The sequence below is a fragment of the Synechococcus sp. M16CYN genome (assembly GCF_040371545.1).
Classification (GTDB): Bacteria; Cyanobacteriota; Cyanobacteriia; order PCC-6307; family Cyanobiaceae; genus Parasynechococcus.
This window is the reverse complement of the sequence record NZ_AP029048.1, coordinates 1,343,121-1,357,828: the sequence shown is the minus strand read 5'-3', so window position 1 is coordinate 1,357,828 and position 14,708 is coordinate 1,343,121. Positions and strand designations below refer to the sequence as shown.

The following is a 14,708-nucleotide window of genomic DNA, read 5'->3' as shown; positions in this document are numbered from 1 at the left end:
CTGCAGTTCAGTCAATGCACTTGCGCGCCAACGTCAGCTCCGATCCACACCCTTCAACGGCTCAGCTGGCTCCGTTTGCGGCACCCTATGCAGCGGATCCTGTGCTGCAGGACTTTCTTCACAGGACGGCTGATCTCCTGTGTTCTTGGATTGGATCAGCACATCAACATAGCCCTCTACCATTGATGCGACCACAGCCCACGATCGCGCCTGGTACAGAGACAGCTGACATCGATGCACTCCTTAATGATCTTCAGGTAGTGATGGATGGAGCATTTCAACCGTCACACCCTGGTTCCTTGGCTCACCTTGATCCACCACCCCTCACAGCATCAATTGCGGCGGAACTGGTGTGTGCCGGGCTCAATAATAACTTATTGGCAGACGAATTATCCCCAGGACTCTCCAGCTTGGAACACGAACTATGCCGGTGGTTTTGTCAGCGACTTGGTCTTCCGAATGGTTCCGGTGGGGTTTTGGCGAGTGGTGGAACCCTCAGCAATTTGATGGGTTTGGTCACGGCGCGCACTTTTGGTGTTGGCGGCAACAACGGTGTGATTTTGTGCAGCAACGATGCCCATGTGTCATTAGTAAAAGCCGTCCGAGTGATGGGCTTATCAGACGATGCTCTGCAATTTTTGCCAACCGATTCGGAGGGAAGGCTTTGTTTGTCGGCTGTTGAACAGAGGCTTAGTCAGCTTCGTCGGCTTAATCGTCCCTGCTTAGCCATTGTGGCAACAGCGGGCACGACGGTGCGTGGCGCCATCGATCTCTTACCACAATTGGCAAACCTTTGTCGTGGTGCCGGTATCTGGTTGCACGTGGATGCCGCCATTGGTGGTGTTTTTGCTCTTAGTGCAGCGCACGCTCCCTTGATGCGCGGCCTTGAGCAGGCGGACTCCATCACCCTAAATCCACAAAAGCTTCTCGGCATCACCAAAGCCTCATCACTACTTCTGCTTCGACAGCATCATCAACTCCGAGCGACCTTCGGTACAGGACTTCCCTATATGGAGAATTCGACCACTGGTTACCACGGGGGAGAGGTCGGATTGCAGGGAACTCGCCCTGCTGAAGTGCTCAAACTTTGGCTGGGTCTGCGCCAGCTCGGTGAGGCTGGTCTTGAAACTGTGCTCTCTTCCGCGTTGAAACGACGAGAGATATTTGCCAACCAATTAGATAGCGACCGCTTAAGATTACTGCCCGGTGCACTTCACCTCCAGGCTTTCCATCCCATCAAAGGAGATCCCCAAAGCTGTGAAGCCTGGAGTCAGCAAACACGTCAGCAGTTGCTATCAGCTGGCTACATGCTGTCGCGTCCTTTCTATGGCGATCGTTTCTGCTTGAAAGGCGTGTTTGGCAACCCGCACACCACGCCTGACCATCTGACGGATTTGGCCCAACGAATTAATGCCTCAGTGTTTTGAATTGATCGACCACAATTAATATCTCCTCAAGAGAAGAAATGCCGAAACAAACGCGACGCTCGCGCTGGATCGCCATCGTGACTGGCGCGATTTCTGTGGTCATTGGACTTTTGTATCTCCTGATGATCACGGCTCTTGATGCACGTGGTCCGATGCTTCCACCTCCCTCCGATGCTTTGAGTGCGGTGGAAGACGTCGCTTGGCTGATCGTTGAAGTGGTTCCACCACCTGTTGCATTGCCGTCTCTAGAAACCGCTTAAGTGAGATTTCACGTCTATTGAGTTGAAATGCTTCCTGAACAGCGTCTTGCATCCCGCCATCGCCCCAATCTTGATCCCGTTCAAAAAAGCGAATGAAGCTGGTACCCGCAATCCGAGTAAGCCATGCGACAGTGATGCCTTGAACTGCTTGCCCAACCAACAATGTTGGCAGATTCAGCGTGAGAGCTGTGCTAAGGAGACTCATCGCTCCCTTGACCATGCCAAGTGTCATCAAGATTCGGCCAACCGAAATAGCTAGTTTCCTGGCTCGTTCTTTAGACATCTCAATGCCATAGATGTTTGCCATTTCCACAACCATTTGAGTATTCACTGCGGCGGCGCTAAGCAGATCGACTCCCGGTAGGGGCAGGGGGGTCGATGCCACTACTCCAGCACCGATCCAGCTGTAACGATCAACACAACGTTGCGCTTCACGTATGCGCTGTTGATTGAGCAGATCACGGCCTCTTGAATCGAGGCTGCGGCACTGAAGAAGAATATTGTCTGCGATGAGTTCTTCGCCCTCGACGCGCAAAATAGTCGCCAAGCGCTGAAGTAGGTCTGTTATGTCGGGCTTCGGTTGCAATGGTCGATGACCGAGTCGTGCAATCGATTGGGGAGCGGCGCTGCAGGCCAAAACATTGGGCGTGGAAAGAAAACTTGCACAGCGCGACCTCAAAATCTGCAAAAGTCGTTTCTCCTCCTCCAGACCATATAAATCGCGTTTATTGAGAACCAGCAACAATCGTTTGCCCAAATCAGCAATCGAACGCACAATCCTTAATTCTGATGCACAGAGATCGCTGTCGACCACCACCATGATGAGATCGGCTTGAATGGCGCGGTAACGCGCTACTTCTTCGCGACTGAGTCCGTTATCTCCATCTTCGAGGATTCCAGGAGTATCTACCAACTGAAGACTTCTCTCCAAACCTTTTAAGTGGAATCTGTAACGATGACATTCCGTTGTTAGTCCCATAGGTGCTCCCACTTCTCCCACAATTTTTTGGAGAAGGGCTCGAATTAATGATGTTTTGCCGCTTGATCCGATTCCGAACACTACGATTACTAAATCACCACGCTGGAGTTCTTCGCTCACCCGATTTCGTTCGGCTTGTAGGCTTTTGCGAATCATTTCACTCTTTAACCTTTCAATTAAGCGATCAACGTTGATTAGGCTTTGATTAGCAGCATCTCGACAATTAGTAGGGGTTTTCTGTACTTTCTTAGGCTGGATGCGCGTTGATCTTAGATAGCGCTGACGCCAAGACCAGCTTACTTGAATGACTACGACTGCGATCAACCCTGACCCCAAAAGTAGAACAGGAGTGAGCAGCCAGTGTGGAAGGAGATAACTCAGATCCCAGAGCAGTGTGCGGATTGCTTGCAACGCCAGACCCACCAACACAAGAACCAGCAGCGCAAGGGTTAATCCCACCAACAAGGGTGTGTGCCTGCTCATGTCTTTGATCCAGTAGTACCACTGCTGGCAATGCGAATGATGTTGATTCATAAGCGTGCATTGAATAAACCAAACTCCGTCGTTGGGTTATTGTCGTTATTGCCCAACCGGAGACCCGGCAGCTAAAACCTTGAGAGTTTATAATCAACCGACGCCAATACATATCACAATCCTCAGGTATGATCTCAGTTTTTCCACTTTCTTGGTCAACAGATTAAAGCGGCTTGATCAGTGCCATAAAGAATAAAAATTCCAAGCTTCCTCCACACTGTTCGAGTAGTTTCCGTACACATGGCTAAAACAAACATTGTTACATTTTGTCGTTATTTAGATTGTTTTTTGGCTGTGTACGTCTCGGTATCAACCAAAACTTCGAATCGTCATGACCAGCAATCAGCCACCACTATCGACGGCTAGCTACATAGAGCGGTGAATTCGACTTAATCCCCCCTTATTCTGCTCTAGTGCAAGCCCTTGTACTGGAACTTAAGACTCAGCTATTTTTAAGACCCGCGCCTATAAACCACTTGCTTTTATTAAAACCAACATATTAACCTCAAAGTGACTGCGTTGCCGTTGAATATAAGAGCTGCTATCAGGCTGTATCTAGTTGTACAATCAGCGAGTTGCTATCACTCAACACACACGGTTACCAAAAAGCTTTCTGAAAAATCAAAGCTTTGTTCAAAGGTAAGAAGTATAAAGAAAACATTAACAGATCTTCCCAATTGATAGGGATACATATTGCAACGAGATTAAATTAGCAGAATTGGAAGGATCTTGTTCATTACTGATTAACACACTACCATTAGTAGCTATCAGCCAATCACAACAGCACTATTTTGCTCGGGCTTTATACAAATTTTGTGCAAACACTGTATAGTGAATCTAATTATGACCGCTTAGGGGTAAGCGCAATATATCTTAGTGCACAAGATTTTAATCAACTACAAAGAACTTACTCATATGGATATATGAGATAACGTTGAAGTAGATCAGCAAAATATTAGTCAATGTAGAATTTTGTTGCATCAAGGTAGTGTTGTCGAAGCAGAGCTGCGCTTGTGTTTCGGTTGTGTTTTGCTCTGACATTTTACTTAGCACTCAGGTTACTAGTTACGAGAGAAATAGTGTGATTATGATAACCGAAGCTTGAATTATCAGCTTCACGAAAAAGGCCGCATTAATTAAATAAAATTCCTTGAGCTAGAGTGCGAAGGTATCCTCAGGCTTACTTATTTGACGACCATAGCCAACCTCGAAATAAATTTAACTAAGACAAGTTAACAGCATCTGTGTTTCTTAATTTGTTCAGATTTCTCCTTGGCCTACTCGAATGAGACAGACATCTTCAGCAAGCTGCTGAGTCAAAATGCCACTTTACTCCAATACCTCATCTTTTGGTTAGGTTAAGTAGCAAGAATTTGCAGGATTCGCTATTCCGCTGATGCCGAGAACCACCATAGACACTTGTTTTAAGAACAATGAGCGCGTTGGGGCTTTTTAACCTAGCGCAGCACTCTAACACGACAACATTAATAGGCACACCACAACGGTTACAACAAATATTAGAACTCAATCATATTGCCTGCCATCCATATATGGAGAGTAGGGGAAAATTAAGCTTGCAGCGAGTTTAGCCAGCAATTATGAAAGCAAGAACTAAGCAGTATTAGCTGACAACCAATGTCCCAAATAGAATTACTAAAAAGGCTCAGACCAAAGAAAGTTTTCTTGCGAAAGAAACCTGTACTAGAGCAATTAATCCAATTGTCGCTGCTAAGCCTCAGTTCCCAAATTCCCTAGATGTGTTTTGATTTGCTCCTCTATCACTAATGGCTAGTTGGATTTTGATTAATTAGAATTTTGATGGCTATACTGATGCAAAGGCAGCGTAAGCAACAGGATGACTTAGGTGAGATATTGGCCGCTGTATCACACCCCGCAGGATAGCTACCACCGCAAGATTGGCTCAAAAATTTTCCGTAAGCTTACTAATGGACCACTAAAATTCACTCCTCCACTTTGGGACTGATGCCAGAAAAATCTAGCTTCGTCTGTAGCTTGCATCATGACGACTGATCCAAAAATGGATTGCGAAGCAAAGCATCGCTAAATTAATGGCAATGTCAGCTACGTTGAAAACTGGGAAACTTACTGGGATGAGAGCCAAAAAATCCACTACATAGCCAAAACGCCACCGATCTAAACCGTTGCCGAGTGTTCCTCCTAAAAGACAGGCTACGGCTGCAGCCTGCCATATCGGAGCCGCGCGTCGTCGCCAAACCCAAACTAGAGCTCCGAGGCTCACCACAAGACTGAGAAGTCCTAGGAACTTTGCAGATCCGCTCAGTAGGCTAAAGGCAGCGCCGGTGTTTCGAACGAGTTGGAGCGAGAGCAATCCGGGCAGCAAAATCATCGCCTTGCCATTAAGCAAAAGCCCAGATATTGCTGCCTTACTGATTTGATCGACTAACACAATTGCTGCCGCGATCAATAAGATGATAGACCGGTGGAGCATCTTGTTTATGATTTAACGATTAGAAGGCGACGCAAGATCACAGCGAGTAAACTGGATGTAATACAGAGAAGGATTTGAGCGGGCAATGGGCCGAGTGAATACTGCACCACTAGGCTCGACATGGACTGGTTCCATCGCCCCAATAGCGCGCCTAGGCCAAGGTTAAGGAGGCCGCATAGCTGCAAAACCACGAAGCCTGCAACTGCTGATAGAGACTGTGCTGCTAGGTCGTTCATTCCGTCCTGGTTAGCAAGACGCCCGGTCAGCCAGGCTGCTGGGATAAACCCAGCCAAATAACCAAACCCCGGTTCGAGCAAATAGTGCAGACCGCCCCCACCGTGGAATACCGGCAAGTTAATTGCTCCCATGCTCAGGTAAGCAATCGCCGCGATAACACCAGCACGCGGGCCACTGACCATGGCGCACGTCAACAATGCGGAAACCTGCCATGTTGCGGGGAGATCAATTACAGAAATCTGCGGCGCCGGTACTAGAATAGCCGCAGGCACAAGGCTGCCAAATAGAATAGCCATTAACCCGGCCAGGGCACCGCTCCATGTGGCCAGAGCTCTCACGTCGCATGATCAACTGGAACCATCCTGCTCGGGAATGGATACCCCACCCATAAATTACTATGGCTTCCATAGGTGACAGGCTGCGACTAAAGCAACAGCCCTCTTATTTAAAGACCGCCGATCCAATGCCGATGTTGCGGCCCTCAGATCTCGTCAGCCTTGAAGAAGTGGGTGAAGTAGTTGCTATTCATCCTCTCGACATCGTTGCTGTTCGATTCCGACAGGGCACATTTCTAATAGCTCTTAACCAACTCGAGGTAGTTCTTCAGAACGACACGGGTTGATTTTGTTCTAACCAAACTCGTTCTAATTCCCGCAACGAAGAAGTCGGTCCGCACAGGCTGAGTCTTGGTTGTTTAAGTCGATGCTGACAGGTGGTTTTCACCTTCTCGGGTGTGATAGTTCGCACAGCCTGGACACAGCGCTGATCGTAGTCATCGTTTAGTCCCATAGCGCGTAGTTGAACCCTCCGTTCAGCTCGCTGTGAGCACGTTTGACGACTATAGGCCACTTGGCCGATGAACTTGGCACAGGCGAGCTGTAAATCAGCCTGGGTCAATGTATTTTGGCTAAGTTCCTCCCAGGTTTGAAGAAGAAGACACAGGGTGAGTTTTGCTCGTTCCACCCCTGTAGAAGCCAGCATTACAAATGGGGCAGGCCCAGCTAGCTGCGGATAGTGCACAGCTACTTCATATGCGACGCCGTATTCCTCTCGAAGACGTCTAAACAGAAGACTCGACATTCCTGTTCCGAGATGGCATTGGAGTAAACGCATTACCAAATCATCAGGGTGGCCGCTAGGTACCGTCGCTTGGCCAAGCATTAGCACCACCTGTTCTGTATCCATTGATTCTACTCGAATAGTGTCACGTGATAGTTGGGTCCCGTAGAGGGGGATTAAGCGTTCACGTTTTTCTGGGCTATGCGGCCAGTCTCGAAAGCCTTGCATTTCAAGGATACGTTCTTGCATCTGCTCAGGCATGGAACCCGCAAGGGCTAAAACATTGCCCTGCACGGGGAGTCGTTGAGCTAAAGGCAGAAGGTGCTCGCGTTTGATCGCTTTAAGATCACATTCAACGCCGAGTGGGTCGTGGGCATACCCTCCGCTGCCGAACACCAACTCACGCCAGGCAACAGTTGCTGTGTGAAAGGGATCCTCTCGCTGTCGTTGAAGCGTCTGCAAGGTGAGGTTTCTTTCGAGCGCGACTTGGTCAGGCTGGAGGTGTGGATCATGCACCATCCAGGCCAATAAGGGAAGTAACCTCTCTGCTTCCTCTACGGTGCTGTGAAGGCTCAGCAGCAAACCATCTTCTTGTGCATCGCATCGAAGGCCAGCTCCACATCCCTCCACTAAATCTGCAAGTTCGCAGTGGTTATACGGACCGCACCCGCGGCTGAGCAACGATGCCAGAAGTTCATGCGCACCGCGTTGACCTGTCGGGTCTAGGGCACTGCCAAACGGTAACCATAGTTTTGCCGCCATTACACCTGGCGAAGTAAGAGGTTCAAGTATTAGATCCAGTCCTGTAATCACTAGTTTGTTCCTGGATAAGCAACCAAAATGCAAGCCTTCTCCGGCAAAAGCGCTGGAAATAGCTCGGAACAGAGCCGACAGCTGCTCCATTGTCCAAGATGTTTTAGGGGAGCGAGCAGATCTTGGTTTCTATGCCAAAGCACATGGCTAGCACACAGACTGGCGACGTGACTAACAGACTCCAAAGAGTAGCGCAGGCTATTGCTTACGAGCTGAAGACCGCGCCGTAATTCCTGTTCCGAAACCGCTTCATTGGAAGCTTGGTTTAGAATTAGGCTAACCTCGGTTTCTACAGTAGGTAAGGCGTTTTCGGGGCAGATCAGTTCAAGGGTGATTAGACTGCCTCCCTCTAGCGCCGTGAGATCCATCGACACGTTTTCTACCAATCGGAGTTCTTCGCGTAAGCGTCTCACCAGCCGGCTTCGACGACCCTCTCCCAGAAGCGTTGTAGCGAGATCTGCTCCCATCACTGTATCTTGATCCTGGGCTGGAGCGATAGACCAAAGCATGAGTACACGAGCCGATCGCAAGCGGTCCACCTGTTTTGTGTGGCGACCTGCTCGCACGGTGACTGGTTCTACTGGGGTTGTTGCGATAGGTCCTGTTGATAAATCGGCAAGAGCTGATGATGCAATAACCGATTTGAGTCTCTCCGGAGCGGGACCAGCCACCGCCAGTGCGCAGTTAGGACCACAGTATCGGCGCTGATGAAATTGGCGCATAGCAAAAGGATCCATCGCCTTAAGGCTGTTGATCTCACCTAGAATTGGTCTCCCATAAGCATGGTTTCCACAGCCCAGGCTTAACACGCTTTGTAAAACTTGTTCTGTGGGTTGGTCGACGTATTGGGCAATTTCTTCCAGTACTACATCTCGTTCGGTCAAGAACCCGTGCGAATCAAAAGTTGGCTGTAACACCAACTCTAAGAGCAAGTCCAGCGCCTCGGGCGCCCGCTCAGGAGGTACTAGAACGTGAAAGTGCACATCATCGAATCCGGTGGCGGCATTACTGCTTCCACCCAAGGTTTCAATAGCTTCATCGAAGGCTCCAGCGGCAAGACGGCGACTCCCTTTGAACACCATGTGTTCTAGAAAATGGGCCATGCCTTCTTCCCCAGAGTGTTCACTAGTGCTGCCGGCTTGGCACCAGAAATCAAGACAGGTGAGCGGAGCGTCTGGCATTGTTGCTGTAACGCAACGGGTGCCATTCGGCAAAATCCAGTTGTCTAACTTGGGACCGGAGAACAAGGGGTTCAGGACCGCGTGGCAAAGTTCTATTCTGTGCCTGCCGGCCTTGATGCAGCCTCAGTCGAAGGATCTCTCTCAAGAACTGCATCCTTTAGTGTTCGCGCTTGCAGCGTCGATTCGTTCTGCGTGGCAATCTCTTCCGGATCTTGGGCCTTTAATCGTTGCCGACAATCTCCGGGTGATTCATGGGCAACTCAATGGCGAAACCTTATTTATTGGTAATGAGTTGCACCAGTGTCGAGGCCTGCGCAAACTCCATCTCGAGGTGGCACGACTCGGCAATGGTTTACAAATTCTTCACTGCGTTTGGTTCCCCGATCCTCATTACGATCTACCGATTTTTGGAGCAGACATTGTCGCAGGTCCAGCTGGTATTTCAGCGGCCATTGTCGATCTTTCACCCACTTCAGGCCAATTGCCCGATGATGTTGTGAATGGCCTCGAGTCAGTCACCATGCCATCGTTTCGGCAAGTTCGTGACCTCCCTGGCTGGGGAACAATTTTTTCAAACAAAGTGTGTTTCATCCGCCCCGATGGAGAAGATGAAGAGGCTCTATTCAATCTTTTGGTGAGGGATTACCTCAAGGTTCTTTCCGACTGTGTGCGCGTTGCGGTTCCTGAATCAAGAACTTCTGTCTCTACGATCTCTCGATATAAAGGCCAGTTAAACTATTGTCTGCAACAAAAACGCAACGATAAGACACGTCGGGTGCTTGAAAAAGCCTTTGATTCTGATTGGGCTGATCGCTATATCGAGCTTCTGCTGTTTGACAATCCGCCGCCCCTTTGATGTCGTCTATACGTCTGCCTTTAATTGCAACTGTTGCTGCCACTTTAACGGTAGGAGGATGGCTGCTTATCCGTCCCAAGTCCATCCCCATCCAACCGCCAGTTAGCCCTGTTGTTCAGCGACAGGGATTCTTGGCTAAGCGAGAGACCGTCGCGGCCCTTGGTCAATTGGAACCTGCTGGTGATATTCGCAGCCTTGCGGCACCTACAGCTGGAATTGCCGGCACGCCGCGGATTTCCGTTCTCCATGTATTGGAGGGAGATAGTATCAAACGCGGCCAGATTCTTGCCACATTTGACAATCGTCAAGGTCTATTGGCAGACCTTGAACGACTAAACGCCAAGCTGCGACGCCTTGACCAAGAAATCATTCTGCAGGAGACCGAAGTCCGTCGGTTTAGCCAAGCTGCGGAGTTGGGAGCTGCAGAGCGCGTTCTAGTAGATAACAAGCGAGAGGAGCTGATCCGAATGCAGGGGCAGCGGTCGCAGACTCTAGCCGAACGAAAAGGATTGATGTCAGATCTGGCGCTTAGTCAACTCACCTCTCCGATTGACGGGTTGGTACTAGACATTCATGCAAGGGAGGGAGAACGACCATCTTCCAGTGGAGTTATGGACGTGGGTGCCAGTCAGCAAATGGAAGCTCGTATCGAGGTCTATGAATCAGACATCTCGAATATTCGTCTTGGACAGACAGTTCAACTAATCAGTGAGAATGGCGGTTTCGAAGGAAATTTGGAGGGTCGTGTAATCCGGATTAGCCCGCGAGTCGAGCAGCGCGCCGTGATGTCAACTGACCCTACTGGGGATGTTGACGCCCGTGTGGTGGAAGTAGATGTGGCCTTGAATGCTGATGATGCTGAGAAGGTAACGCGCTTGGCTGGATTGAAAGTGATAGCCCGTTTTCAATCTAAATCATGATTTGGTCTTGGCAAGGACGTCGCATTCCTCTTTCCTGGATGTTACTGAACAAGCAGCCTGTCCGGTTGGTGGTTGCTTTGGCTGGCATCAGTTTTGCGGGGATTTTGATGTTCATGCAACTTGGCTTTAGAGACGGTTTATTTGATGCCAGCGTAACCATTCACCGCTTGTTTGATGCCGACTTAGTGTTGATCAGCCCTCGATCGGCGAGTTCTGTGCGGATGGCAGAATTCCCCCGTCGACGATTGATTCAGACCCTGGCTGATCCTTCGGTCAAGGGCGTGACTCCCGTCCACTGGGGTCTAATGCTATGGCGCAATCCGGAAACTCGTCGTAATCGCGCTATTCTTGCCTTAGGGTTTAATCCAGATGATCCATTTTTCTTAGATCCCAACTTAGCTCCACAGACCGAGGTTTTAAAACAGAAAGGACGCATTCTCTTTGATCAATTGTCGCGTCCGGAATTCGGCCCTATCACTGATTGGTACAAAGATGGACGAGTGGTGGAAACAGAAATCTCTGGTAATAGGGTTCGCGTAGAGGGGCTGGTCAGGTTGGGAACCAGTTTTGGTGCTGACGGAAATTTGCTTGCAAGCACAGAAACATTTCTGGACCTGATGCCACAGAAACCACCCGGGGGCATTGAGGTGGGGTTGATCCGCCTAAAAACTGATAGCGACCCTGATCAAGTGGCCAAGCGTCTGCAGAAACGATTGCCGCGAGACGTCACAGTTTTGACCAAACAAGGATTTATTGACTTCGAACAAAATTACTGGAGAAATAGTACCTCAATCGGCTTCATCTTCACCCTTGGTGCTGCAATGGGGTTTGTAGTGGGATGCGTGATTGTTTATCAAGTGCTGTATACCGATGTCAGCGACCACTTACCTGAGTATGCCACGTTGATGGCTATGGGATATCGGGTCAGCTATTTGCTAGGCGTTGTGGCACGAGAGGGCTTCTACCTCGCTTTTCTGGGTTACATACCTTCCTATCTTGCCGGACAGGGTCTTTATTGGTTTGTGCGCGACGCAACAAAACTCCCCATTGGTATGAATCCTGGTCGAGCGATTACCGTTTTAGTCATGATTCTTTTGATGTGTATGCTCTCGTCACTTTTAGCAATGCGACGTTTGGTAGATGCAGATCCCGCAGAAATTTTTTGATACAAATGTAGTTAGAAGAGAGGTGAATATTCACAATGTTTCTGCGGTCTCGATCGAAAGCTTAAGACACTCATTTGGTCGTGGTTCGATGCAGCGCCAAGTCCTTCAGGACGTCACCATGCGCATTGATCCGGGTGAAGTGGTGCTGCTGACGGGACCGTCCGGGTGCGGCAAAACCACCCTGCTCACGTTAATCGGCGCTTTACGAACAGTGCAATCAGGGTCGGTATTAGTTCTTGGTCAGCAGCTGAGTGGAGCTGGACGACGGCACCGACAACAAGTGCGGCGTCGAATTGGAATGATTTTTCAAGGCCACAATTTGTTGAGCTGTCTTACAGCAGAACAGAACGTTCAAATGGGAGCAGATTTAATTCCAGGCCTCAACTACGGAGCCCGGAGGAATGAAGCTCGCACTTGGTTGCGGGCTGTTGGTTTGGATGACCACCAAATGGATCAGCTTCCCCAAGATTTGTCTGGCGGACAGAAGCAGCGTGTGGCGATCGCCCGCGCTCTTGCTACTCATCCACGTCTGCTGCTAGCTGACGAGCCAACTGCCGCTTTGGACAGTCGTATGGGTCGAGAGGTGGTCGATCTTTTAAAGAGTCTTGCCCGCGAACAAAAATGTGCTGTGCTGATGGTGACCCACGATCCACGTATTCTTGATGTGGCAGATCGCCTTATTCAAATGGAGGATGGCTGTTTGATATCTGCTATTCAGTAAGATAAACCGAATTCAATAACGATGTTGACAGATGGCCAAGCGCAGGAACTTGAAGAAGGAAAAGCAGGAGCGCAACCGCGCCTACGCGCGCAAATTCAAAAAACGTAAGATGCGTAACGACGGTCGCGGTGAAGGTGCTGGCAACGGTGTGACGGGTACTGCTAATAACGGTGGCGCCGCCGACTGATCGGCCACTCTTAGCAAACGACTGAACTCTTCCTTTAGTGTTGGTAGCTTAAGTTTAAGAGGTTTCATACATCGGCTGTCGCTATGTTCGTCAGTGTCGTCATCCCGACCTACAACCGCCAGCCAATTCTTGAGAAGTGTCTAAAGGCCTTAGAATATCAACAAAATAAGGGTGGTCCTGATCAATATGAGGTCATAGTCATTGATGATGGTTCCACTGATGGAACTTCGCAGTGGTTGTGGGGTGAGTCCGATCGTTTTCCCCATGTCCATTTGTTTAGGCAGCAGCGTAGTGGCCCTGCTAAGGGGCGTAATCGCGGAGTAGATTGTGCTAAGGGAGATGTAATTATCTTCATAGACAGTGACTTAGTAGTTACGGACACGTTTTTAACCTGTCATGTCCATGCCTTGCGACGTAGTTGGGCTAAGCGTGGTGACCGACTCTGTTTCACATGTGGGGCCGTTATTAATACCGTTAATTTTGAGGCTCCCACGTCAGAAAGACACAAGCTCAGGGACTTCTCCTGGGCTTACTTTGCTACGGGAAACGTTGCTATCGATCGTCAGGTGCTAGAGAGAGCTGGCCTTTTCGATACCTCCTTCTATCTTTATGGATGGGAGGACTTGGAATTGGGTGAACGCTTACGGCGCATGGGGGTCGCGTTGATCAGGTGTCCGGAGGCCGTTGGTTACCACTGGCATCCTGCCCTTACTCTCGAACAGATCCCTGATCTAATTCAGGCAGAGGATGAGCGAGCTCGTATGGGACTTGTTTTTTACCGTAAGCACCCTACACGTCGCGTACGCTTCATGATTCAGTTTACTTGGCTGCACCGGTTGCTTTGGGAGCTACTGACCCTGGGAGGTTTGATCAATCAACACAGCCTCAGGCCATTACTGCGCTGGTTGATTCACAATGGCTATCCCGCTGCTGCGATGGATGTGTTGCGTCTCCCGCTCAATAGAGTTGGTGTGCATACTATTTTTCGATTGGCAAGGGCTGAAGGACTACGTTGATGGCGAGCAATTTGGTACCTTCGATATGCCCTTTAAACGGCACACTTGCCCGTTTCGGGTGTACTTAGATGGTTTTCAGCATTTCGTTGTGATCGTTCACGTTCAGTCCCTGGCAGGTGCAGGCAAACCCGAAACTTCAAACCATGGCTGTTGTCACTCTCTCTGAAATGATGGAGGCAGGTGCCCACTTTGGTCACCAAACCCGTCGTTGGAATCCAAAGATGTCGCGTTATATCTACTGTGCGCGCAACGGTGCCCACATCATTGACTTGGTGAAAACCGCTGTATGCATGAACAATGCATACAAGTGGACACGTTCCGCTGCGCGTGGTGGTAAGCGTTTTCTCTTCGTTGGCACGAAAAAGCAAGCTTCCGAGGTTGTGGCCTTTGAAGCAGCTCGCTGCGGTGCTGCCTACGTCAACCAGCGCTGGCTAGGTGGCATGCTTACTAACTGGGCCACGATGAAAGCTCGCATCGACCGTCTAAAAGATCTTGAGCGAATGGAATCCAGCGGTGCCATTGCGATGCGTCCTAAAAAGGAGGGTGCTGTTCTGCGCCGTGAGCTCGAGCGACTCCAAAAATACCTCGGTGGTCTCAAGACCATGCGTCGCCTTCCTGACGTCGTTGTGCTCGTGGATCAACGTCGCGAATCGAACGCTGTTCTTGAAGCTCGTAAACTGGATATACCTCTGGTATCCATACTGGACACAAACTGTGATCCGGATCTTTGCGAAGTTCCGATTCCTTGTAACGACGACGCCGTTAGGTCTGTACAACTCGTTCTTGGACGTCTAGCTGATGCGATCAATGAAGGCCGTCATGGCTCTAACGAACAGTAAAGCGACAACTATATAAGAGGGCTAAGGTTGCTTTCTTGCCCAT

17 protein-coding genes are annotated in these 14,708 nt (G+C 49.7%); 10 read left to right on the top strand and 7 right to left on the bottom strand.

The window, feature by feature from the left end:
- Positions 1–14: 14 nt before the first annotated feature.
- Complete coding sequence (locus ABWV55_RS06535; RefSeq protein WP_353292646.1) at positions 15–1,427, top strand: aminotransferase class V-fold PLP-dependent enzyme; 1,413 nt, start codon at positions 15–17, stop codon at positions 1,425–1,427.
- Here ABWV55_RS06535 and ABWV55_RS06530 read toward each other — a convergent pair.
- Positions 1,408–1,530: a hypothetical protein gene (locus ABWV55_RS06530; RefSeq protein WP_353291322.1), complete on the bottom strand. Its 123-nt coding sequence runs from the start codon at positions 1,528–1,530 to the stop codon at positions 1,408–1,410. The two genes, ABWV55_RS06535 and ABWV55_RS06530, sit on opposite strands and share 20 nt — an antisense overlap.
- Before the next feature lie 23 nt (positions 1,531–1,553).
- Entirely contained in the window at positions 1,554–3,149 is a 1,596-nt protein-coding gene (locus ABWV55_RS06525) for a DUF697 domain-containing protein (RefSeq protein ID WP_353291321.1), read from the bottom strand.
- Here ABWV55_RS06525 and ABWV55_RS06520 point away from each other — a divergent pair.
- Positions 3,138–3,275 carry a hypothetical protein gene (locus tag ABWV55_RS06520; RefSeq protein ID WP_353291320.1) on the top strand — a complete coding sequence of 46 codons (138 nt, stop codon included), beginning with the start codon at positions 3,138–3,140 and terminating at the stop codon, positions 3,273–3,275. The genes ABWV55_RS06525 and ABWV55_RS06520 overlap by 12 nt on opposite strands.
- 1,921 nt (positions 3,276–5,196) lie before the next feature.
- Here the strand turns inward: ABWV55_RS06520 and lspA are convergent.
- Entirely contained in the window at positions 5,197–5,670 is a 474-nt protein-coding gene (gene lspA / locus ABWV55_RS06515; RefSeq protein WP_353291319.1) for a signal peptidase II, read from the bottom strand.
- A gap of 5 nt (positions 5,671–5,675) precedes the next feature.
- Positions 5,676–6,245, bottom strand: coding sequence for a biotin transporter BioY (locus tag ABWV55_RS06510; protein ID WP_353291318.1), 570 nt, complete (start codon positions 6,243–6,245; stop codon positions 5,676–5,678).
- A gap of 59 nt (positions 6,246–6,304) precedes the next feature.
- On the opposite strand from ABWV55_RS06510, the gene ABWV55_RS06505 reads away from it, so the two are divergent.
- Positions 6,305–6,529, top strand: coding sequence for a DUF3148 domain-containing protein (locus ABWV55_RS06505; protein ID WP_353291317.1), 225 nt, complete (start codon positions 6,305–6,307; stop codon positions 6,527–6,529).
- Here the strand turns inward: ABWV55_RS06505 and ABWV55_RS06500 are convergent.
- Complete coding sequence (locus tag ABWV55_RS06500; protein WP_353291316.1) at positions 6,511–7,869, bottom strand: pitrilysin family protein; 1,359 nt, start codon at positions 7,867–7,869, stop codon at positions 6,511–6,513. The two genes, ABWV55_RS06505 and ABWV55_RS06500, sit on opposite strands and share 19 nt — an antisense overlap.
- Positions 7,779–9,056, bottom strand: a complete 1,278-nt coding sequence (locus ABWV55_RS06495; protein ID WP_353292645.1) for a pitrilysin family protein — start codon at positions 9,054–9,056, stop codon at positions 7,779–7,781. The genes ABWV55_RS06500 and ABWV55_RS06495 overlap by 91 nt, the downstream gene beginning before the upstream one ends.
- Positions 9,057–9,075: 19 nt before the next feature.
- On the opposite strand from ABWV55_RS06495, the gene ABWV55_RS06490 reads away from it, so the two are divergent.
- From ABWV55_RS06490 to ABWV55_RS06475, 4 genes are read left to right on the top strand one after another with little or no spacing between them, the layout of a single operon-like run.
- The gene (locus ABWV55_RS06490) at positions 9,076–9,816 is read left to right on the top strand and encodes a phycocyanobilin:ferredoxin oxidoreductase (protein WP_353292644.1); all 741 of its coding nucleotides are present in this window, start codon (positions 9,076–9,078) and stop codon (positions 9,814–9,816) included.
- Positions 9,816–10,736 carry an HlyD family efflux transporter periplasmic adaptor subunit gene (locus ABWV55_RS06485; protein ID WP_353291315.1) on the top strand — a complete coding sequence of 307 codons (921 nt, stop codon included), beginning with the start codon at positions 9,816–9,818 and terminating at the stop codon, positions 10,734–10,736. Before ABWV55_RS06490 ends, ABWV55_RS06485 begins: the two co-directional genes overlap by 1 nt.
- Entirely contained in the window at positions 10,733–11,902 is a 1,170-nt protein-coding gene (devC, locus tag ABWV55_RS06480; RefSeq protein WP_353291314.1) for an ABC transporter permease DevC, read from the top strand. The genes ABWV55_RS06485 and devC overlap by 4 nt, the downstream gene beginning before the upstream one ends.
- Positions 11,903–11,930: 28 nt before the next feature.
- The gene (locus ABWV55_RS06475; RefSeq protein ID WP_353292643.1) at positions 11,931–12,623 is read left to right on the top strand and encodes an ATP-binding cassette domain-containing protein; all 693 of its coding nucleotides are present in this window, start codon (positions 11,931–11,933) and stop codon (positions 12,621–12,623) included.
- An 81-nt stretch (positions 12,624–12,704) separates the two neighbouring features.
- On the opposite strand, the gene ABWV55_RS06470 is transcribed toward ABWV55_RS06475, so the two are convergent.
- Positions 12,705–12,878, bottom strand: coding sequence for a hypothetical protein (locus tag ABWV55_RS06470; RefSeq protein ID WP_353292806.1), 174 nt, complete (start codon positions 12,876–12,878; stop codon positions 12,705–12,707).
- Between the two features lie 15 nt (positions 12,879–12,893).
- Between ABWV55_RS06470 and ABWV55_RS06465 the strand changes: the two genes are divergently transcribed.
- From ABWV55_RS06465 to rpsB, 3 genes are read left to right on the top strand one after another with little or no spacing between them, the layout of a single operon-like run.
- Positions 12,894–13,826: a glycosyltransferase gene (locus tag ABWV55_RS06465; protein ID WP_353291313.1), complete on the top strand. Its 933-nt coding sequence runs from the start codon at positions 12,894–12,896 to the stop codon at positions 13,824–13,826.
- Positions 13,780–13,992, top strand: a complete 213-nt coding sequence (locus ABWV55_RS06460) for a hypothetical protein (RefSeq protein WP_353291312.1) — start codon at positions 13,780–13,782, stop codon at positions 13,990–13,992. Before ABWV55_RS06465 ends, ABWV55_RS06460 begins: the two co-directional genes overlap by 47 nt.
- The gene (rpsB, locus tag ABWV55_RS06455; RefSeq protein ID WP_353291311.1) at positions 13,970–14,665 is read left to right on the top strand and encodes a 30S ribosomal protein S2; all 696 of its coding nucleotides are present in this window, start codon (positions 13,970–13,972) and stop codon (positions 14,663–14,665) included. The genes ABWV55_RS06460 and rpsB overlap by 23 nt, the downstream gene beginning before the upstream one ends.
- Positions 14,666–14,708 lie beyond the last annotated feature (43 nt).

Bases quoted from the DNA above. Each gene is read 5' to 3' on its own strand.
- ABWV55_RS06535 (WP_353292646.1), top strand. From the start codon at position 15: ATGCACTTGCGCGCCAACGTCAGCTCCGATCCACACCCTTCAACGGCT.
- ABWV55_RS06530 (WP_353291322.1), bottom strand. From the start codon at position 1,530: ATGACCACAGAAATCGCGCCAGTCACGATGGCGATCCAGCGCGAGCGT.
- ABWV55_RS06525 (WP_353291321.1), bottom strand. From the start codon at position 3,149: ATGAGCAGGCACACACCCTTGTTGGTGGGATTAACCCTTGCGCTGCTG.
- lspA (WP_353291319.1), bottom strand. From the start codon at position 5,670: ATGCTCCACCGGTCTATCATCTTATTGATCGCGGCAGCAATTGTGTTA.
- ABWV55_RS06505 (WP_353291317.1), top strand. From the start codon at position 6,305: ATGGCTTCCATAGGTGACAGGCTGCGACTAAAGCAACAGCCCTCTTAT.
- ABWV55_RS06500 (WP_353291316.1), bottom strand. From the start codon at position 7,869: ATGGAGCAGCTGTCGGCTCTGTTCCGAGCTATTTCCAGCGCTTTTGCC.
- ABWV55_RS06490 (WP_353292644.1), top strand. From the start codon at position 9,076: ATGCAGCCTCAGTCGAAGGATCTCTCTCAAGAACTGCATCCTTTAGTG.
- ABWV55_RS06485 (WP_353291315.1), top strand. From the start codon at position 9,816: ATGTCGTCTATACGTCTGCCTTTAATTGCAACTGTTGCTGCCACTTTA.
- devC (WP_353291314.1), top strand. From the start codon at position 10,733: ATGATTTGGTCTTGGCAAGGACGTCGCATTCCTCTTTCCTGGATGTTA.
- ABWV55_RS06470 (WP_353292806.1), bottom strand. From the start codon at position 12,878: ATGAAACCTCTTAAACTTAAGCTACCAACACTAAAGGAAGAGTTCAGT.
- ABWV55_RS06465 (WP_353291313.1), top strand. From the start codon at position 12,894: ATGTTCGTCAGTGTCGTCATCCCGACCTACAACCGCCAGCCAATTCTT.
- rpsB (WP_353291311.1), top strand. From the start codon at position 13,970: ATGGCTGTTGTCACTCTCTCTGAAATGATGGAGGCAGGTGCCCACTTT.